At 43.6% G+C, this 19522-nt stretch carries 18 protein-coding genes and 3 pseudogenes; 13 read left to right on the forward strand and 8 right to left on the reverse strand.

Annotated elements, in window-relative coordinates; all coding sequences use genetic code 11:
• Positions 1-18: 18 nt before the first annotated feature.
• Positions 19-1350: a GPI inositol-deacylase gene (locus IHE35_RS00430; RefSeq protein ID WP_242788420.1), complete on the reverse strand. Its 1332-nt coding sequence runs from the start codon at positions 1348-1350 to the stop codon at positions 19-21.
• A 245-nt stretch (positions 1351-1595) separates the two neighbouring features.
• Here IHE35_RS00430 and IHE35_RS00435 point away from each other — a divergent pair, with 245 nt between their 5' ends.
• The 9 genes from IHE35_RS00435 (at position 1596) to urtE (ending at position 10582) form a co-directional block, all read left to right on the forward strand.
• On the forward strand, positions 1596-2189 hold the full coding sequence (locus IHE35_RS00435; protein WP_242788421.1) for a YqiA/YcfP family alpha/beta fold hydrolase: 594 nt from the start codon (positions 1596-1598) through the stop codon (positions 2187-2189).
• A 1-nt stretch (position 2190) separates the two neighbouring features.
• Positions 2191-4071, forward strand: coding sequence for a DNA topoisomerase IV subunit B (gene parE, locus IHE35_RS00440; RefSeq protein ID WP_242788422.1), 1881 nt, complete (start codon positions 2191-2193; stop codon positions 4069-4071).
• 30 nt (positions 4072-4101) lie between these two features.
• On the forward strand, positions 4102-4245 hold the full coding sequence (locus tag IHE35_RS00445; RefSeq protein WP_242788423.1) for a hypothetical protein: 144 nt from the start codon (positions 4102-4104) through the stop codon (positions 4243-4245).
• Between the two features lie 9 nt (positions 4246-4254).
• Complete coding sequence (locus IHE35_RS00450; protein ID WP_242788424.1) at positions 4255-4623, forward strand: DUF6714 family protein; 369 nt, start codon at positions 4255-4257, stop codon at positions 4621-4623.
• A 348-nt stretch (positions 4624-4971) separates the two neighbouring features.
• A complete protein-coding gene (gene urtA / locus IHE35_RS00455) occupies positions 4972-6252 on the forward strand; it encodes an urea ABC transporter substrate-binding protein (protein ID WP_242788425.1) in 1281 nt (426 codons plus the stop codon).
• 97 nt (positions 6253-6349) lie between these two features.
• Complete coding sequence (urtB, locus tag IHE35_RS00460) at positions 6350-7981, forward strand: urea ABC transporter permease subunit UrtB (protein ID WP_242788426.1); 1632 nt, start codon at positions 6350-6352, stop codon at positions 7979-7981.
• A 3-nt stretch (positions 7982-7984) separates the two neighbouring features.
• Positions 7985-9058, forward strand: coding sequence for an urea ABC transporter permease subunit UrtC (gene urtC / locus IHE35_RS00465; RefSeq protein ID WP_242788427.1), 1074 nt, complete (start codon positions 7985-7987; stop codon positions 9056-9058).
• Positions 9055-9873 carry an urea ABC transporter ATP-binding protein UrtD gene (urtD, locus tag IHE35_RS00470; RefSeq protein WP_242788428.1) on the forward strand — a complete coding sequence of 273 codons (819 nt, stop codon included), beginning with the start codon at positions 9055-9057 and terminating at the stop codon, positions 9871-9873. Before urtC ends, urtD begins: the two co-directional genes overlap by 4 nt.
• Before the next feature lie 10 nt (positions 9874-9883).
• Positions 9884-10582, forward strand: a complete 699-nt coding sequence (urtE, locus tag IHE35_RS00475) for an urea ABC transporter ATP-binding subunit UrtE (RefSeq protein ID WP_242788429.1) — start codon at positions 9884-9886, stop codon at positions 10580-10582.
• A gap of 29 nt (positions 10583-10611) precedes the next feature.
• On the opposite strand, the gene IHE35_RS00480 is transcribed toward urtE, so the two are convergent.
• From IHE35_RS00480 to IHE35_RS00505, 6 genes and pseudogenes are all read right to left on the reverse strand, one after another.
• Positions 10612-11310, reverse strand: a complete 699-nt coding sequence (locus IHE35_RS00480) for a hypothetical protein (protein WP_242788430.1) — start codon at positions 11308-11310, stop codon at positions 10612-10614.
• On the reverse strand, positions 11310-12035 hold the full coding sequence (locus IHE35_RS00485) for a hypothetical protein (RefSeq protein ID WP_242788431.1): 726 nt from the start codon (positions 12033-12035) through the stop codon (positions 11310-11312). Before IHE35_RS00485 ends, IHE35_RS00480 begins: the two co-directional genes overlap by 1 nt.
• Positions 12036-12106: 71 nt before the next feature.
• Positions 12107-12268: pseudogene (locus tag IHE35_RS00490) on the reverse strand (ureidoglycolate lyase); the annotation flags it as partial.
• A 201-nt stretch (positions 12269-12469) separates the two neighbouring features.
• Positions 12470-12982, reverse strand: a pseudogene (locus tag IHE35_RS00495) (N-acetyltransferase family protein).
• Positions 12983-13059: 77 nt separating this feature from the next.
• On the reverse strand, positions 13060-13794 hold the full coding sequence (locus IHE35_RS00500) for an outer membrane protein OmpK (RefSeq protein ID WP_242788432.1): 735 nt from the start codon (positions 13792-13794) through the stop codon (positions 13060-13062).
• Between the two features lie 161 nt (positions 13795-13955).
• Positions 13956-14241: pseudogene (locus tag IHE35_RS00505) on the reverse strand (allantoinase); the annotation flags it as partial.
• Between the two features lie 240 nt (positions 14242-14481).
• Here IHE35_RS00505 and IHE35_RS00510 point away from each other — a divergent pair.
• The 4 genes from IHE35_RS00510 (at position 14482) to dsbD (ending at position 18157) form a co-directional block, all read left to right on the forward strand.
• Positions 14482-14850 (forward strand): HPF/RaiA family ribosome-associated protein, encoded by a 369-nt coding sequence (locus IHE35_RS00510; protein WP_242788433.1) that lies wholly within the window; start codon positions 14482-14484, stop codon positions 14848-14850.
• Positions 14851-14978: 128 nt separating this feature from the next.
• Positions 14979-15521 carry an ankyrin repeat domain-containing protein gene (locus IHE35_RS00515; RefSeq protein ID WP_242788434.1) on the forward strand — a complete coding sequence of 181 codons (543 nt, stop codon included), beginning with the start codon at positions 14979-14981 and terminating at the stop codon, positions 15519-15521.
• 26 nt (positions 15522-15547) lie between these two features.
• Complete coding sequence (locus IHE35_RS00520; RefSeq protein WP_242788435.1) at positions 15548-16303, forward strand: transporter; 756 nt, start codon at positions 15548-15550, stop codon at positions 16301-16303.
• Positions 16304-16321: 18 nt separating this feature from the next.
• Positions 16322-18157 carry a protein-disulfide reductase DsbD gene (gene dsbD, locus IHE35_RS00525; protein ID WP_242788436.1) on the forward strand — a complete coding sequence of 612 codons (1836 nt, stop codon included), beginning with the start codon at positions 16322-16324 and terminating at the stop codon, positions 18155-18157.
• Positions 18158-18192: 35 nt separating this feature from the next.
• Here dsbD and IHE35_RS00530 read toward each other — a convergent pair whose 3' ends face one another.
• A complete protein-coding gene (locus IHE35_RS00530; protein ID WP_242788437.1) occupies positions 18193-19395 on the reverse strand; it encodes a GGDEF domain-containing protein in 1203 nt (400 codons plus the stop codon).
• Between the last annotated feature and the right edge of the window lie 127 nt (positions 19396-19522).

Here is a 19522-nt window from a genome sequence, read left to right on the forward strand (position 1 = left end):
GGCTTTTTTATCGCTGAATCAGGTCAGAGCAATGCCTTCGACACTTTCCAGATCCATCATATATTCATGGATCTGGTCAAAGACTTTGTCTTCCATGCTCGGATAGAACCAGCGCACGATCTGTTCAGCCACTTGTGGGTGAAAGCGGATCTCAAAATGGTTCAGGCCATAGAAAATTGCTTTATGGGAGTCTGGCACTTTCAATTGAAAACGCGGGTTCGGATGTTCGCCAAGCGCGCTTTTGACACTGACCAGATAATCCCCAATCACATTGCGGGTGCGGTTATGCCGGTTTTCATACTCAATCGTACCTGCCACCAGATAGGTCTGGATATGCGACGGAATCGGAGCCGGCTTACGGTTGTCATCCATCAGGCCAATCCGGACCTGATTATGTTCCCAGTCATCATCCCGAACACTGCCGTGGCGCAGGTCTAGAATCCCGTTACTGCGGATATTCACCACATGACCAATAATTTTTCCAAAAGGGAAGTGTCCAAGTTTATCCTGCAGACTAAAACCAAAACGTTCCAGTGCTGCGCCGTGATGCGGTGAGCCGAGACAGACTAGATTGTCCACCATATTAACCCATTCATAGACATTCTGTTTGCCATAGAACAGGGCACTACGCGAGACTAATCCACCCATACTGTGCCCGATCAGATCAATACTGGTAATGCCGGGATTGCGGCTGATCAAGTCATGCAGGGTATTGGCCAAGCTGCGGCCATTGGCAGAGATGCGGCGTCCGGAATTATAGTTCAGGTACAACATGGTATTGTTATCACGCTGTGCCAGGAGCTTTTCCCCAATCCCTTCATGCTTAAGATTGGACCAGGTCAGATGATTCATACATAAGCCATGAACGAAGATGGTAATACGACCGGTCAATTCACCCTGCTGCAATGAGGTATAGTGATCGTAAACCACCATCGGCAATGCCATCGGATTTTGATGCTTAATGAGATAGTCGCCAATGATGCCATTAAGCACGCCCACCAGAAAATGCAGGCTCGGCGTTAGCGGCTTGTCATGCAGGCGTGGAAATTTGGTGATAATACGGCGCAGTCCAGGAGCAACCATGGTATTCCCATAGTGGAATAACAGGTCATAGGAATGTTGATAAAGCCGGACAATGGCAGGCAGGTTCTGGATCTTTTCTGAATGACGTTCGCTTAAGCCAAAGAAACTATATAAGATTTCACGCTGAATGGTCTTGATAAGTTCTTGGGCAACATCATTAAATCGCATGGTAACAAGCTGAGCAAGTCCTTCCAGTACATCTGCCTGGGTAGGAGGAGTACGATCCCACTTGCAATAGGTTTCATGCAATGGCGTTAAGCTTGTCATAGGATCCGTTCCTTTCATCAATGCGAATATCTGAGATCTTTCTTTTTAAAGAGGTTCGCGGTATAAATTCTTCTGAACTTTGATGTCTCTAATTTTTCAGGGAATATTCTTAAAATACCGAGAAATGCGAAGAATAGCGGTGTTTTTTGTCGGACAATTCACCAAAACAGATTAGATAACGATGATCCATATCTCGTATATAGAATAGATTTTGATTAAAATATAGGCGTTTTTATTAATAATTGATGAATGTCATCTACTTACACGGCTTTAGAAGCAGCGCTGCCTCTATCAAGGGCCAGATGCTGCAGCAACATTGCGAAAAACACACACAGATTCAGGTACATCTGCCAGATCTGAACATGCCACCCAGCGAGACGATTCAGCATACGTCAGCGCTGATCGAGTCGCTGGACAATGTGGCCTTGGTGGGTAGTAGTCTTGGGGGATTTTATGCGACACATCTGGTCGCCAGGCATGGCGTGCCTGCTGTACTGATCAATCCGGCCATGCGACCATGGCAGCTGTTCCGCGAACTGTTCGATGATGAGCTGCCACTGCAGGTGCATCCGAACTGGCGCCTGGATGATTCACATCTTGACCAGCTTGAAGGACTGGCACTGCCAACTGCACAAGATGCAGACAAAATACTGGTACTGTTACAACAAGGCGATGAAGTTTTGGATTATCGTGAAGCACATCGCTATTATAGTGCTGCTCGTCCCCCGGCGATGCTGATGACTGAGGCCAACGGCAACCACGGGATGGATGATTTTGCGGAGAAGATTCCGCTGGTGTTACAGTTTTTATTGGACTGCATAAAAAAGGAAACCGAATAACGTGTCTCAATATACGGCTCAATCTCTTGAAGTTCTGTCTGGTCTGGACCCGGTCCGTCGTCGGCCGGGCATGTATACCGATACCACTCGTCCGAACCATCTGGCGCAGGAAGTGATTGACAATGCTGTGGATGAGGCACTGGCTGGGCATGCCAACAAGATTACAGTCACGGTGTGCAAAGATGGTTCATTATCCGTAGAAGATAATGGTCGTGGTATGCCAGTGGATATTCACCCAGAATATGGTCAGAGCGGGATTGAAATCATCCTGACCAAACTGCATGCTGGCGGTAAGTTCAGCACCGATAACTACCAGTTCTCGGGTGGTCTACACGGCGTTGGGATCTCGGTGGTGAACGCACTGTCGACTCGTGTTGAAGTGGCGGTACAGCGCCAGGGTAATCTGTACAAAATGGCTTTTGAAAATGGTGAGCCAACGGGTCCGCTGGAAGTGCTGGAAGGTAAGGCTCCAAAACGTGCGTCTGGGACTATGGTGCAGTTCTGGCCAGAAGCCAAATATTTTGATTCGCCTAAATTTGCCCTGAAAGCCTTAAAACATAATCTTAAAGCCAAAGCCGTTCTGGCTGCAGGTTTAGAGATTAATTATATCGATCAGATTAATGACGAGAAGATCACCTGGCAGTTTGAAAATGGTCTGGTCGACTATCTGATGGATGAGCTGGAAGACCGCGAGATTATTCCGGCACCAGCCTTTGTTGCAAATGGGGATGCCGAACGTGCCAGCGCTGAGTTTGCCATCTGCTGGAATGTTGAAGGTGGAGAAAGCATTCAGGAATCCTACGTTAACCTGATTCCAACTGCACAGGGCGGTACCCATGTGAATGGTTTGCGTTCAGGTGTAACCGATGCGATGCGTGAATTCTGTGAATTGCGTAATCTATTGCCGCGTAACATGAAGCTGTCTGCAGAAGATGTCTGGGATGGCGTGAACTATATCCTGTCACTGAAATTCCAGGAACCGCAATTCTCCGGTCAGACCAAAGAGCGCCTGTCTAGCCGTGAAGCGGTTGGTGTGGTGCAGAACATTGCCAAAGATGCTTTTGCCCTGTGGCTGAATCAGAATTCAGATATCGCCATGCAGCTGGCGGAGATGGCCATTTCCAAAGCCGGTCGCCGTCTCAAAGCAGCGAAAAAAGTTGAACGTAAGAAAATCGTCGCGGGTCCAACCCTACCAGGAAAACTGTCGGATTGTGTTGGCCATGATCTGGATCAATCTGAACTGTTTATTGTGGAAGGGGATTCTGCAGGCGGTTCGGCAAAACAAGCGCGTGACAAAAACTTCCAGGCGATCATGCCGATTCGCGGCAAGATTTTAAATACCTGGGAGGTCTCTTCTGACGAGGTGCTGGCGTCTCAGGAAGTACATAATATCGCGATTGCCATTGGTGTCGATCCAGGTTCGGATGACCTGTCTGAACTGCGTTATGGCAAGATCTGTATTCTAGCCGATGCCGACTCAGACGGTTTGCATATTGCGACCCTGCTGTGTGCTCTGTTTGTGAAGCATTTCCCGACGCTCGTCGAAGAAGGACATCTATATGTCGCAATGCCGCCATTATTCAGGATTGATGACAACAAAGATGTGCATTACGCCTTGGATGAAGATGAACTGGAAGGCATTCTGAAAAAATGCAAAGCCAAGAATCCGCAAATCACCCGATTCAAAGGTCTGGGTGAGATGAATGCCAGTCAGTTGCGTGAAACCACTTTGGACCCGAATACGCGTCGTCTGGTACAACTAGATCTGGATGATGCGCATCTTACAGCTGGTTTACTGGATAAATTGCTGGCGAAAAAACGTGCCAGCGACCGTAAAGACTGGTTAGAACAAAAAGGTAATCTGGCGGATATAGTCGTTTAATGCAGACCTATCCTTCTCCTAATACAGCAAATGAAGCAGTATGGCTATGATCGCAAGACTATTGCCGATGCTGAAGAAACGCTCTGTTTATGGCAGATGATGAAGGATATTCAGACGCAAATTGAAAATGCATTTGCTGATGTCACTCTTGATGATGGCATTGGCTTATGGTAAGCACAAGGCATGGATGATTATAAAAGTTCAGAAGAATGTCTGGCTTTGCGTGAGCGCGATGAAAAATCAAACTGGTCCAAAATTCCTATTCAGGATTTAAAAGACTGCCACAGCAGTTTGAGTTTCTTTGATGCCGAAGGTATGCGTTTTCATTTGCCTGCTTTTCTGATTGCTGATCTGCGTGGTGAATGGCTCTTTCATCTGACTTTTTATTTGTGTAGGCCGACTGAACAGATGCAACAGTTCCATCTTTTGAATTCAGCACAGCGACAAGCGGTAAAAGCTTATCTCATGTGGATTTCCTCGGATCGAGACTATGAAGCTCAGCATGGTGAAATTATAAACAGCCTCAATATAGGTTATTGGTCTATGTCGTAGATAAACCTTTTTAAAGCCCGCAAATGCGGGTTTTTTTATGCCAAGAAAAAGTGCATTTTCCTTTCCTTAGAGTGCGCTTTTTTTGAGCGCTTTCATTTTGGTGCAAAGACATTTTTAGAGTCGCTCATGGTTGTTGATCTGTTGGAGTTGCTTGCTTTGGTTTGATCTATTCATATTGTGCAACCTGTTGAGTGTGACTAAATCTTTGATTCGTAATACCAATTGTTAGACAGGGAGATTCATTTATTTTTATTTTTCCAAAGCTTGGCACAGAAATTGAATTGTTCAATCGAGTGTTTACAAAAATTGCATTCTAAAAATGCTTGATAAAGTTTGGAGAAATAAACGATGTTCCAACGCAATATATTTTCAAAAAGTATTTTAGCTGCCACAGTGGCGGGGGCTGTTGTATTAACTGGGTGTTCAAAGTCGGCAGAAAAAACCGAAGTCGCATCAGAAGCCAAACCAGCGGCAACGAGCGGTGACGTCATTAAAGTCGGCATCCTGCATTCGTTGTCAGGCACCATGGCGATTTCTGAGACATCACTCAAAGACACGGCTTTAATGGCCATTAAAGAAATTAATGACAATGGCGGTGTGTTAGGTAAAAAGCTGGAACCTGTGGTGGTCGATCCTGCATCGGATTGGCCATTGTTTGCTGAACAAGCGCGTCAATTGATTACTCAAGACAAAGTTGCTGTCATTTTTGGTGCATGGACATCTGTTTCGCGTAAATCTGTATTACCTGTGGTGGAAGAGCTGAATGGTCTGTTGTTCTATCCCGTGCAATATGAAGGTCAAGAACAGTCGAAAAACATTTTCTATACCGGTGCTGCGCCCAACCAACAAGCCATTCCTGCGGTTGAATACCTCATGAGCGAAGAGGGCGGTAAAGCAGAACGCTTTGTGCTGTTGGGTACAGACTATGTTTATCCACGAACTACCAACCAAATTTTACGTGCGTTCTTAAAGTCTAAAGGCGTTGCCGATGCGGATATTATGGAAGAGTACACACCATTTGGTCACAGCAACTATCAAACGATTGTATCGAATGTGAAGAAGTTCGCGGCAGGGAAGAAAACCGCTGTGATTTCGACCATCAATGGCGATTCAAACGTACCGTTCTATCGTGAATTAGGTAACCAAGGCATTAAAGCATCTGATATTCCAGTCATGGCGTTCTCGGTGGGTGAAGAAGAACTTCGCGGTATCGACACTAAGCCATTGGTAGGTCATTTGGCATCATGGAACTACTTCATGTCTGTGAAGAATCCAGTCAATACTGAATTTACCAACAAAATGAAGCAATACGCAGTTGAATATAAATTGCCAAATGCAGACAAGTTGGTGACCAACGATCCAATGGAAGCAACTTATGTCGGTATCAACATGTGGAAGCAAGCCGTTGAAAAAGCGGGTACGACAGATGTTGATAAAGTGCGTGAAGCGATAGCAGGTCAAGAGTTTAAAGCACCATCGGGTTATACCTTAAAAATGGATGCTTCAAATCATCATTTACATAAGCCTGTCATGATTGGTCAAATCCGCGCTGACGGTCAGTTTGACGTAGTTTATAAAACTCCTGAGACCATCCAAGCCGAGCCTTGGAGCCCGTACATTCCTAAATAAGTATTTCGTTTCAATATGCCTGCTGCTCAGGCAGCAGGCTTTTTTTTGAATTTGTTTCCCTAAAAGGGGACTTTAGAACTCAATAGGGGTGTCATCTATGAATATTCGCTTGAATATCGCCACTATTTTTCTCATTTTTTCTCAAATATTTTGTCTGCAAATGGTGCATGCGTTTGAATCCAATGCATCTCCAATGGAACAAGCGGCCACACAACTCGATCCCATCCAACAATTTGTTCAATCCGACTTTGCTGGGCGTCGGGTCTTGCTCAATCAATGGCCGGGTAGTTTAGAACAACTGGATGCACTGGCTGATTATGTGGAACAAAATCAGCTGTATAGTGATACGAGCGGTCGTACGTATATTTTAGAAAGTGATGAAAAATTACTGTCTTATCCTGCCCTAGAAGAAGTGGCAGATTGGCCATCGGATGTGTCACAAGTGACCTTGGTCAATACTTTAAATAAAGCACTGAATTTTGCACTTGCACAGCGTAAACTCAGCTCAGATGAGGCTAAGCAACGTCTTGAAGCCATCGACATTTATGAAAAGAACTTATCAGAACTAAATTTACAACAGATTAATGCCCTGTATTTAAATGAAAAAAATAACAAAGTAAAAGCACGTCTTGCACAACTCAAAGCACGTTTAGATTATCAAAGCGAAGATGTATTAACGAAAATTCAAGCCATGCAGGTCTTGAAGGATTCAAACCGTCCAGATGTCTTTGCATTGGTACAACAAGAGCTTGAACAGCCTCATTTACATCCCGATTTAAAAGCTGCCTTGCTTGAGGCGAAAAGCGATATTAAAACGCGTATTCAAGCCAGTGAATGGACGGGGCATTTATTTTCAGGGTTGAGTACTGCCAGTATTTTACTGCTGGCTGCATTGGGTCTTGCGATTACTTACGGTTTGCTCGGTGTGATTAACATGGCACATGGTGAGCTGATCATGATTGGTGCTTATACCACTTATGTGGTGCAAAGCCTGTTCAAAAGTTATTTGGGTAGCTATGTCGATTGGTACTTAATTGCTGCGATTCCAGCTGCGTTTATGGTCAGTGCGCTGATTGGGATGTTGATTGAGCGGACGGTGATTCGCCCGCTGTATGGACGTCAATTAGAAACCTTACTTGCAACTTTTGGTGTCAGCCTTATTTTGATGCAAGTCGTGCGCATGATCTTTGGTGCACAGAACGTTGAAGTCTCGAATATTTCATGGCTGTCGGGTGGTGTCGCAATTACCCCAAGCCTCATGCTGCCGTATAACCGTATTGCCATCATTGTCTTTACCGTCGCAGTACTACTGCTGTTGGTTTATCTACTCAATAAAACCCGTTTTGGCTTATTTGTTCGTGCTGTGACGCAAAACCGTCAGATGGCACGTGCGGTGGGCATTCGTTCAAGTCGTATCGACATGATGGCCTTTGGTCTAGGTTCAGGTTTAGCAGGTCTTGCAGGTTGTGCCTTAGCACAAATTGGTAACGTCGGTCCTGACTTAGGTCAAAACTATATTATCGATGCCTTTTTGGTTGTAGTGGTTGGTGGTGTTGGTCAAGTGTGGGGTGCAGTCCTCGCAGCACTCGGTCTAGGCATCAGTGGCACAGCATTGGAAATTGGTATGGGGGCGGTACTGGCAAAAATTATTCTGTTGGTGCTGGTGATTCTGTTTATTCAAAAACGCCCACAAGGTTTGTTTGCGATCAAAGGCCGTTTTGTGGAGTAAGCAATGAAGATCACACATTTATTATCTGATAAACCTTATAGCGGTATTGCGATTGCAGTGTGCTTCGCAATCCTGATGATTCTGCCATGGTTGCATTTGTTGCCAGTCGAGTCACCGCTTCATTTGTCGGCTTATTGGGTCACGCTCATTGGTAAAATCATGTGCTTGGCTTTGGTCGCTTTAGCACTGGATTTGGTCTGGGGCTATGCCGGTATTTTAAGTCTTGGGCATGGTTTGTACTTTGCGCTCGGCGGTTATGCCTTTGGTATGTACCTGATGCGTCAGTCTGCAGGCGATGGCTTACCGGATTTTATGCGCTTCCTAAGCTGGACGGAACTGCCATGGTTCTGGGTAGGTACTGAACATTTCCTGTGGGCATTGGCATTGGTGGTTTTGGTTCCCGGCATTATCGCTTTTATCTTTGGCTTCTTTGCCTTCCGTTCCAAAATTAAAGGCGTGTATTTCTCCATCATTACCCAAGCGATGACCTTTGCCGCAGCACTATTGTTCTTTCGCAATGAAACGGGTTTTGGCGGTAACAATGGCTTTACCGGTTTTAAAACCATTTTGGGTATGGACATTACATCTGCTTCGATGCGCGCAACGCTGTGCTTTATCACGGCAGTAGTGCTGTTGCTTTGTTTTGTCGGTTTACGCCATTTAATGAACAAACCATATGGTCGTGTACTCGGGGCAATTCGTGACAGTGAAAACCGCTTGCAGTATTTGGGCTACCGTACGCTGTGGTACAAGCTGTCTGCATGGGTACTTTCTGCAGTGATTGCAGGTATTGCAGGGGCATTGTATGTGCCGCAAGCAGGCATTATCAACCCAAGTGAAATGAACCCTGTCAACTCGATTGAAATGGCAGTTTGGGTAGCAGCCGGTGGTCGTGGCACTTTAATTGGTCCATTGATTGGTGCAGGTGTCATTAACGGTGTGAAAACCTATTTCACCTCGGCATATCCTGAAGCATGGCTGTTGATTTTAGGGGCACTGTTCATTGTGGTGACCATTTTCCTACCGAAAGGCATTATTGGTTTGTTTGACCGTTTTAAAAAGGAGCGCAGTGAATGAGCGAATTAACACAGCCTCATGGCGGTCATGTGGCCGAAAGCTATGGTCGTCCTAAAGAACAAGGTGCAGATTTTAGTCATGGGATCGCGCTGTATTTAGAAAAAGTCAGTGTTTGGTTTGATTCGTTCCGTGCTTTAAATGATTTGTCTTTATATATCAATGAAGGGGAATTGCGTTGCATCATCGGGCCAAATGGGGCGGGTAAAACCACGCTGATGGATGTGATTACAGGCAAAACGCGTCCAACTGAAGGCTCCGCATTTTTTGGTCAAAATTATGATTTAGCCAAAATGAGCACAGAAGAAATTGCCGAAGCGGGGATTGGGCGTAAGTTCCAAAAACCAACGGTGTTTGAAAATTTCACTGTGATGGAAAATTTGCTACTAGCTGTCCCAAAAGACAAGCGCGTGCAAAAGAGCTTCTTTAGCAAACTCGGCCCCGATGCGCAAAATGCGTTGGATGAATCTTTGGAGCAAATTCGTTTAAAAGAGTTTATTTCCAAACCTGCGGGGCTGTTGTCACATGGTCAAAAGCAGTGGCTTGAGATTGGCATGCTGCTGATGCAACGTCCAAAACTGATTTTACTCGATGAACCTGTGGCAGGCATGACCGATGCAGAAACGGAGCGTACTGCTGAGCTGTGTCTAGAGCTGAAAAAGAACCACACTTTGGTGGTGGTTGAACATGACATGAGCTTTATTGACACCATCAGTGAAAAAGTCACGGTACTCGCGCAGGGTGCAATTTTGGCAGAAGGCACATTGGCAGAAGTGCAAGCCAATGAAGATGTCATTGAAAAGTATTTAGGACGTTAAGGAGACCGCGATGTTAGAAGTCAAAGACGTCAATCAGTTTTATGGGGGCAGTCATATTTTGCGTGATGTGTCCTTTACTGCGCCTGTTGGTAAATGTTCGGTGGTGCTTGGGCGTAATGGTGTAGGTAAAACTACACTGCTCAAGTGTTTGATGGGGATTTTACCGGTTAAGTCGGGGCAGATTCTACTCGATGGTAAAGACATTTCCAAACTGAGTCCAGAACAGCGTGTCCGTGAGGGCTTGGCTTATGTACCACAAGGTCGTGATATCTTCTCAACGCTGACAGTAGAAGAAAACATCCTGATTGGTATGGCAAAGTTTAAAGGCGCGAAAACCCGTAAAGTGCCTGAGCATCTGTATGAAATTTTCCCTGTGCTAGATGAAATGAAGCATCGCCGTGGGGGAGATTTGTCAGGTGGTCAGCAGCAGCAACTTGCCATCGCTCGTGCCTTGGCTTCCGAGCCTCGGGTACTGATTTTGGATGAGCCGACTGAGGGGATTCAGCCCTCAATCATTAAAGATATTGGTCGCGTCATTCGTAAACTTGCCGATGGTGGTGAGATGGCGATTGTGTTGGTTGAACAGTTCTATGATTTTGCTGAAGAACTTGCCGATGGTTATACAGTGATGGCACGTGGGCAAGTTGTGGCACAAGGTGTAGGTAGTGAAATGCCTGAGAAGGGAATTCGGGAGTTAGTGGCGATTTAATATACAAAAAATTAAAGCCCGTTAGGGCTTTAATTTGTTTTTCGTAATAGGTTAACTTCTTCGGTTTTCAATATCTTAAACTCAAGTTTATTCGTATCTTTATTTTCTTTAAAAGCAATTACATGTTCATTCTGTTTCTCTAGCATATAAAAGCCATCAAAATTATTGTTGGTATAAATTTGATAAAAATCATTTGTTTTAATTTTAAGGACAGCGTTAAAAGTTCCACATAAATAATATGATATACCTGTAAGTAAAACTATTTGGACAAGAGTAATTCTTTTAAAAAAATCATCATGCATCTTTAAAGCTAAGTAGAAACTATAACTTAAGATGTATGCTAAACAATACAGAATGATAAAAACTATTACTTGCGGATTAATCAAGTTCAACCAATAGCTTATCCCAACAATAATTGCGCTTATTCCGAAAATGACTGAAGTACTAAATAATAATGTTGTTATAGAGATCGATTTTTTTACTATCATTCGGCCATGAATGTTTTGAATTGCTAGTAAAGCTCCAAAAGTAAATCCAATCATTTGATAGGATGTATAAATTATCAAAGTTGATATAGATAAATCTTTTAAAAGCCATAAAGCATCAAATTTAGTGTAATAGCCTACAAAATATAGAACGGATAAGCCTGAGAAAATTGCATATATAATCGGTAAATTTCCTAATAAAGTTTTTAGTTCTAAATATTCATTTTTATTGAATTCTTGCATCAATTCATTACTCTTAAATAAACCCCACTTGATGAAACATTATGTCCAAAACCACAGTGGGTATTTTTAGTTTCATCAACTTGGATGTATTGCCCTTGTTTTACATCAAAACCAAATTTCAACTCAATTTTACAGTCTTCTAAACGATATAACGCTCGCTTGCTTTGTCGTGGCATATGGGTTTCAAACTCTCCCATATTGGGACCATAAATTAAACTACGTGGTCCCATATATAGACCATTAAATTCAATGTAATAAGCATTTTTCTGCTGTTTGACCGTAATGGTGTTCCATGCGCCAAACCCTGCATAACTGACATATTCTCCAACCAAGTTTGTAGACGGCTTTGGTACAGGAAGCTGCTTTAAATTAAATTGACTGCTTTTCATGTCAGGGAAAACTGAAAACCAAGCACGTGCCCAGCCATTTTGCCCAAGTTTTGCATAACTCAGACCAACATTATTAAATGCGGTACTAATGGCTTGCGGAGAAAAAGAAACTCCGCTTTCCTCATGGTTAAATTGACAAAAAGCAGCCCAAGCGGCTTGCTGCTTAAATGCATTGATGGCTTTTTGATATTGTTGTTGATCGTAAATTTTTTTACCTGAAGCAGCATAATTTTTGACTTTGGCACACTCAAGACGTAATTCTTCTTGATAGCTTAGATCGGCCCATGCACCTGTGCTGCACGCCAACAGACTCAAACTTAAAATCACTTTATTCATGGTAGTGCCCAATCTCATCTATGCCACTTTCAACATAGTCGGCTTAGACCGTGACCACAATTAAAAAATGTTTAATCCTGTGAGGAAATGTGGATAGGTGCTGGGAACTGAAACACATCACAATTATGACCCTCACCAATGCGATCCACCACGGCAAAGTTACTTGGGCTTTCTAATGTTAGTAAGGGGTGATGCCATGTGCCTGCACCATAATTTACGCCTTTTGAACCATTCGGATGACGTTCCAGGGTCTACATATTGTGAAATGCATTATTAGCAATATTATTAACAATTCTTTGGGCCAAAAATGCATGAAAATTAATGATAATAAGCACATAAAATCATAACAGTGATTGATCAGCAGAAGGGCACAAGCCCTTTTTTATGTTTGTATTTTCTTATTGTAGTCTGTGTTTAATATACAAAAATCCAAGTTAATTTTGATCCAGATTAAGCTGAAGCAAGATCAGGTCATGCCATTGACTAAACTTTTCTCCAACCTGCGGCAGTTAGCCCGTTTGGATAAAACCTAATTTTTGATGCAAATGAATTGAAGCTGCATTTTCCGAGTCAATTGCAGCCACCATAATATGCATACCCTGACTTTTGGCAATTTCCATCAAGCGTAATAGCAACTGTTTTCCTATCCCTTGACCGATATAGTCAGAATCTAAAAAGACTGAATGCTCAATTGTTTTATAAAAGCCCTGAATACTACGGAACTGGTCATAGTTGGCATAGCCAATCACTTTGCCTGTAGGTTGATGTTCTGCAATCAGCACCGGATGGTTTTGTTCTTAAAGTGCTTCAAACCAGGTCTGTATCTCTGATATTGCCATCGCGGTATGGTTCCAGGTGGCACTACCATTCAGGACCTCCTGATTATAGATTTCACGGATACTCTCAAGGTCATTTTTATTGGCTGGACGGATCTGGGTCTGGCTCATGGTAGTACCTGCTGATCAATTTTATAAAAGAATAAAAAAAGCAGAACCGGAGTTCTGCTTTTTCAATGAAGGCAATCTTAGAAGTGGTACTTCACAAGCGCACTTACATCGTGTTGGTCAATGTCGCTACCGTATTTGTTATTCCAAACAGAATGTTCGATACCTACATATAACTTAGTTTCTGGAGAAATATGTTTACCGACATTCCATTTATATTGTGAAGTCCAGTTAAGTTCACTTTTATGATCATCTTCAGCAGTTGACCAATCCAAGAATGCATCGGCAAGGAATTCTTCAGAACCAATCTTGAACGGCACTGCATAAGTGATGGTCATTTGATAATCATCTTGCTGTACGGCTTTATCATTATCTACTTTGTAGAAGTTGATATTTGCATAGCTGGTATAAGGAATATTTAATGCAAAGCCAATACCGTATAAGTAGTTGTTAAAGTTTGAACCACCTTCCCAAGTAGTAGAAATTAGAACATCTTTAATTGGACCAGCTTCAAGTTTTTGACCTGAAATGGCACCTAAGCTTAAACGTGGTGCAACTTCGAAATAGGTTGCATTACCTTCTGGATCATTGTTAGAACGGTCTGCAAAAGCAAAGAAATCACCATACTTAAGACCTGCCGCATATTCGGCAGTAATCGTGGTTTGGTCAAGCTTTTCATTGCCAGTAGCAAATGGTGATTTATAGCTTTCGCCGTATAGACCAGAAAGACTGAAGTCTTGCCAGATAGGTGCTGCCTGAGTCAAAGCCGCAGTAGAAGATAGCGCACAAAGTGCAGCGATTTGTTTAAGTTTCATTAAAATCTCTCCCCCAAGAAAGCAGATAAAGCATACAGATTAATAAGTAAAAATAAAGTAAAAATTGACGATTAACAGGAATGTCTCATATTTCAATAGCGCAAAGTTTCAAAAATCAGTCGCTTAATGATGACTGTCTGCAGTCTGTTCTGAAGCAACAAGCCAGTACGTGAGCCATATTTATACATCGAATCCATGGAGCGGTGTATTGCTGGAAAACGGGCAGCACTAACGATTTCGGACAGGAGCTGCTCGGAACCGCTATCACCATGTTCACATGATTTTCCCCAACTTCCTCGTAATTCAAAACAAACTGTACTGCGATCCGGGCAGCATTTGGGCGTTGGGCAGATGGTGGTTTGCCGTGATAGCTGACAAATCGCGTGAATATTCCTTCTTTTGCGTCGTTTCAATCAATTGCTTTCCTCGTAAGTAAGCAGTTGTCACTATCGATTGTCCTTTTGCTAAAAAAATCAAAATATCACTTGCATATTTTTAAGAGAGGACCGATATTCAAAGTATAAGGACACGGTTCTGCAGACTCAAAAATGTGTTCATCATTCAATGTGGAGGGTTAATCCAAAACGATTTGAAGAAGTGAAATGCAATACAAAACAGTAAGCTACAAATGTGCCAAGATAAAAAATCTGCACTAAAAAAGTTAAAATGATTTGAGGATGGTATTTTATGAACATTGAACTCCGTACCGATAAAAATATTCGCAATAGTGATCGCCTAATTACTTACGTTCGTACCGAATTAAATCAGGAATTCCAGCGCCATAGTGAGCGTATTACCCATTTCTCAGTGCATCTTAGCGATGAAAATGCCGCAAAAGGTGGTGATGATGATATTCGCTGCATGATCGAAGCACGTCCTGCTGGCTTGAAGCCAATTGTGGTAAACCATCATGGTCATAATATTGATACCGCAATTCGTGGTGCTATCGACCGTTTAAAACGCAGTCTGGAACATGTGATTGAGAAAAAAGACAATGTGCGTGGTAATCCGCTAAAACTTGCCGAAGAAGAAACGGTTACCGATGTCGAAGAATAAAAAGTTTTACAGATGAAAAAGGCCCTACGGGGCTTTTTTCAATTTTAGATAAAATAAACGAATGAGAATAAAACAAATCCTGCTTTATTCGGCATAATAGTCGAAAACGAATTGAAGTGAGCTCCATCATGTTAACTGCGCAACAACAGCTTTTTGTGCAAGCACTCGAAGAACTAGACCTGAATCAGGTGAAAAAGCTCCTGGAAGATGGACTCAATCCGAATTTTATTGATATGGAAAAAGGTCCGGTCATTTCTGTCTGGTCAGATGGTCTGTTCAAATGGTGGGAAGAAGTCTGCGAGGCTTATGAAGCGGGCAATATTCTATCTAATGAGGAAAAACAACAGAAGCTTCAAGTGCATCTTGATATTCTGGATACACTGATTGCAGCCAAAGTGAATCTGCATTTATGGGATGCTGAAGAAATTTATGGTCCACTTTGGGATGCAGCAAGTGCTGCCTGTGTACCGGCTGTGCAACGTTTACTGGATGAAAATGTCGATCCGAATACCCGAGATGAAGACGGCCTGACGATTCTATCTTCAATCTGTGATCTGTTCTTTGACTGTGATTTTGATGAAGTCAACTGGGCAGAAGCACTGGAAGAAGAAAAGCAGACGCTGGAACTGCTGCGTAGCCGTGGCGCGAAGATGTCCAAAGAACTCGGTTAAGACTTAAAAAGAAAGAGTAGCAATCTATGACAACATTGAAGACATTGGGTTTTGTGGCACTGGCAAGTGCGAGCGTGCAGGTATTTGCTGCAGATTTCGCTTTTGACCGTCCGGGCACAGGGTTTAGCACGACTACGGTACCAGTAGGGCAGTTGGCTTGGGAGCAAGGCTTACCTTCATTAACTTATGAAGAGCTAGATAATCAAAAGACTACACGACTCAATGCGGATATGTTGTTACGTACAGGTCTAAGCGATAGCCTGGAATTACAATTGGGTTGGGGTGGTCCAAGCTGGTCTAAAGTAAAAGAAGATGGCACTTCTCGTGAAGATGATGGTCTAGGTGATGTTAGTGTTGGTTTGAAAAAAGCGATTAATCTGGATGATGAACGTCTGTCGATGGCTTTACTGGCTGAAGCACTGATTGCGACGGGTAATCAAGGCTTTAGTAATGAAGAAGACATTTATAGTTTCAGTTCAGCCGTGGCTTATCAATATAATGATCTGGTCAATACTTCGATCACCATGCGTTATGAATGGCAGGATGACCAATGGGCAATCCAGGCCGTACCAACACTGGAATATAAAATCACCGATAAATTGTCCGGCTTCTCAGAATTTGTCTATCGCAAGGCGGAAAGCCAAGATTATGAATATGGGCTGGGTACAGGTGTAATGTATGCCCTGAATGACCGTGTTCAGCTGGATGCCAGTGTAGGAGTGGACCTGAATGGTTCGGATAAGAGTTATACTTCAGGCCTGGGTGTAGCTTTCCTGTTCTAGGAGTTTTAACCAATCGTCATGGATGCCGAAAAACTGAAAGACTGGAGTAGATCTGGCTCCCGAATCCTTTTCGGGAGCCTGCTACTGAGTGGTGCAGTACAGGTACAGGCGGAAGCGCCTTTATTGTCGCCTGAGCAGGCTTTTCCATTTACAGTGGTGTCTAGCAGCCCGCAGCAGGCGGAACTGAGCTGGGAAATTCCAGATAACTATTATATCTATCAGCATATGGTGGAAGTTCAGCAAAATGGACGAACGCTGCAACTGGATTTGCCACCCGCTGAAGACCTGCATGATGATAACTACGGTCAGACCCAAGTTTACTATCAACAATTACAGTTCAATATTCCGACTCAAGTCTCGCAAACCTATCAGGTGACCTGGCAAGGTTGTGCTAAAGACCGGCTCTGCTATCCGCCACAAAGTATCGAATTTAAAACTGATCTGTCCGGCTTGGTGCAGTATCAGCCTACAGGAACTGGTTCTAAACGGCTGCTTGATCTGAGCAATTCTTCAGACCAGCAAAACAGTATTCTGGATAATAGTTCTGGATTTAATAAAGCTGATACCCCGGTAAATAATACGGCTAGTGACTCCAGCTTTGCTGCCAAAGACCAGAAATGGTCTGAACAACTGGCAGAAAGTTCATTAGGCTATGGCCTGTTGCTGTTTTTTGGCTTAGGTATGCTGCTGGCTTTCACGCCTTGCTCCTTGCCAATGTTACCGATCTTGACCTCGTTGATTGTGCGGGATCGACGCGGACTACAGGCTTGGGCGGTTGCCTTGTGCTTTGTCACCAGTATGGCTATGGTCTATGCAGTACTGGGTTTGATTGCATCCTCTGCCGGACTGAATTTCCAGCGCTGGTTACAGCAACCCGTTACGTTAATTGCCTTTAGCTTATTGTTCGTGGCTTTTGCGCTTAATCTGTTTGGCCTGTTTGAAATCAAGTTGCCACAACGCTTGGTACATCGACTGGATCAGGTTCAAGCTATGCAACAAGGCGGAACGCTGGTCAGTGCCAGTATTATGGGGATGGTATCAGCACTGTTGGTGGGTCCCTGTATGACAGCGCCATTGGCAGGTGCATTACTGTTTATTTCTCAAACTCAAAGTCAGTGGCAGGGTGCTTTGCTACTCTTTACCTTAGGCTTTGGGATGGGAACACCTTTGCTAATTGCCAGTGTCCTCGGTTCACGCATATTGCCGAGAGCTGGGCATTGGATGAATCAGGTAAAGGTGCTGTTTGCCTTTATTATGCTGGCGCTGGCATTGTATTTTATCCGCCCACTGATTTCAGAAGCAGTACTACAGTGGCTCTCTCTTGGGCTGGGCTTAAGCTTTGTGGCGTATATATTGGCACGGCTGTTCTGGAAAAATACTGGACTGCGATGGTTGTATATTATCTGTCTGCTAAGCGCAGTACCGTATATGATCTATAGCCAGTATCAGCACAGTCAGCGCTTTTTTATTGAAATGGCTCAGCAACAGGCGAGCTGGCATGTAGCAGCAAGCTCTAAAGATTTTGAACAGTTACTGGCTACAGTGCCAAAAGGGCAGCGGATTATTGTCGATGTCTATGCCGATTGGTGTGTAGCCTGTCAGCCAATTGAGCATCGGGTTCTAAAATCAGCTCAGGTACAGCAGGCTTTGGCACCGTATTTTCTGATCAAACTGGATCTCAGCCATTATGATGCAACCCATCAAACACTGTTAAATCGGTGGGAAATTCTGGGTCCGCCGACATATCTATTCTTGAATGATCAGCAGCAGGAAATTCGTGGATTGCGTTTGACCGGGGCTTTTACTGAAGCTGAATTATTGGCACAAATACAACGTTTTACTCAAGCGCAATAAAGCATTTTATTTAATGTTATGGGAAGACCATTGAATCAGGAATGATGCAGTTGCATCCCACCATCAAGTGCAACGTTATAGGCTTTGACCAGATTACGGCCACTCGCTTTGGCCTGATACAGCGCTTTATCTGCCTGACTGAGCAACTGTTGAGGTCGTAATTCTGGACTGGACAGGGCAATACCAAAACTTGCAGTGACATGAATGCGCTGACCATCATCACTATAAATTTCTAGCTGCTGAATTGCAGCACGGCAGCGCTCCGCAACCTGACGGGCTTTTTCCAGATTAGAATTTTTCAGTATCAGAATAAATTCTTCACCCCCAAAACGGCCAACCACATCACTTTCACGTAGCAGCTGGCTGAGTACCTCACTGACCCGGATCAGGGTTTCATCACCCTTATGGTGCCCATAGTAGTCATTGATTTTCTTAAAATGATCCAGATCCAGCAGAACCAGCGCATAGCTTTCCAGTTTCACACTGCTCAGCTTATCCAGACATTGATTAATACTGCGTCGGTTAAACAGATTGGTTAATGGGTCAATCTGGCTTAGGTGCTGAATGAGTTGTTCACGGTGTCGCCACTGGCTGAGCAGGATTTCAAACAGCATCATACAGATCGCCAGAATAGGCAGAATAAAATATAGCATGGATACCAGCCAGAAACCGTTATGGAATAGTTTGCCTGGGATGGTAAAGAGGGGGGAGTAAGTAAGATGACCGGTATAGCTCAAATAACCGCAAATACTGAGAAAAATTGAGGCGGGGACCAGCATGCTATACACCAGCGTTCGAGAAAACAGGACCAGCCCTACTGTAATCAGGCTAACATAGGCAATCATGGCCACTGGGCTGACCACACCGACGACATAAGCATCTCGGCAAAGGGAAATGACAAAGATGCCAACTGAGATATAGGGCAGGTAACGCTTGGCGCGGGTGTTATTTCGAAATTTATAACAGGGATAAATTAAACAAAGCAGAATCAGCAAAAACAAGCTATTGACGGCAGCCTGTATTTTGACCACATGGATATCTACATATTGCCAATATTCAGGACTGAGTAAAACAAAGACATCCCAGATCATCCAGCTCAGATGGATACCACAGCCAAGTACAAGCATAAGGATACATTTTTTGAGTACTCCCCAATTCATCACCACTTCATCTTCGACCAGATACTTGGTGAGTTTATGCTTGAAAATAGCTTGCAGAGCAGGCGAAATACGCTTCATACAAGGCTGGATCCCATTCTGAATTATCAATATCGTAATAAATAAAATGTTTTATTTCTTGGGTTTAGGATAGCATGAATATATTGAAAAAGAGAATGGTTGTATTTTGTACAGTTAGGTCATTTCA

This window comes from Acinetobacter sp. ASP199 (assembly GCF_022700675.1).
Lineage (GTDB): Bacteria > Pseudomonadota > Gammaproteobacteria > Pseudomonadales > Moraxellaceae > Acinetobacter.

Coding starts and splice junctions, on each gene's coding strand:
- IHE35_RS00485 (WP_242788431.1), bottom strand. CDS start 12,035: ATGAATAAAGTGATTTTAAGTTTGAGTCTGTTGGCGTGCAGCACAGGT.
- dsbD (WP_242788436.1), top strand. CDS start 16,322: ATGGATGCCGAAAAACTGAAAGACTGGAGTAGATCTGGCTCCCGAATC.
- IHE35_RS00530 (WP_242788437.1), bottom strand. CDS start 19,395: ATGAAGCGTATTTCGCCTGCTCTGCAAGCTATTTTCAAGCATAAACTC.
- IHE35_RS00500 (WP_242788432.1), bottom strand. CDS start 13,794: ATGAAACTTAAACAAATCGCTGCACTTTGTGCGCTATCTTCTACTGCG.
- IHE35_RS00435 (WP_242788421.1), top strand. CDS start 1,596: ATGAATGTCATCTACTTACACGGCTTTAGAAGCAGCGCTGCCTCTATC.
- urtA (WP_242788425.1), top strand. CDS start 4,972: ATGTTCCAACGCAATATATTTTCAAAAAGTATTTTAGCTGCCACAGTG.
- IHE35_RS00430 (WP_242788420.1), bottom strand. CDS start 1,350: ATGACAAGCTTAACGCCATTGCATGAAACCTATTGCAAGTGGGATCGT.
- IHE35_RS00480 (WP_242788430.1), bottom strand. CDS start 11,310: ATGCAAGAATTCAATAAAAATGAATATTTAGAACTAAAAACTTTATTA.
- urtB (WP_242788426.1), top strand. CDS start 6,350: ATGAATATTCGCTTGAATATCGCCACTATTTTTCTCATTTTTTCTCAA.
- IHE35_RS00450 (WP_242788424.1), top strand. CDS start 4,255: ATGGATGATTATAAAAGTTCAGAAGAATGTCTGGCTTTGCGTGAGCGC.
- urtE (WP_242788429.1), top strand. CDS start 9,884: ATGTTAGAAGTCAAAGACGTCAATCAGTTTTATGGGGGCAGTCATATT.
- IHE35_RS00510 (WP_242788433.1), top strand. CDS start 14,482: ATGAACATTGAACTCCGTACCGATAAAAATATTCGCAATAGTGATCGC.
- IHE35_RS00515 (WP_242788434.1), top strand. CDS start 14,979: ATGTTAACTGCGCAACAACAGCTTTTTGTGCAAGCACTCGAAGAACTA.
- IHE35_RS00445 (WP_242788423.1), top strand. CDS start 4,102: ATGAAGCAGTATGGCTATGATCGCAAGACTATTGCCGATGCTGAAGAA.
- urtC (WP_242788427.1), top strand. CDS start 7,985: ATGAAGATCACACATTTATTATCTGATAAACCTTATAGCGGTATTGCG.
- urtD (WP_242788428.1), top strand. CDS start 9,055: ATGAGCGAATTAACACAGCCTCATGGCGGTCATGTGGCCGAAAGCTAT.
- IHE35_RS00520 (WP_242788435.1), top strand. CDS start 15,548: ATGACAACATTGAAGACATTGGGTTTTGTGGCACTGGCAAGTGCGAGC.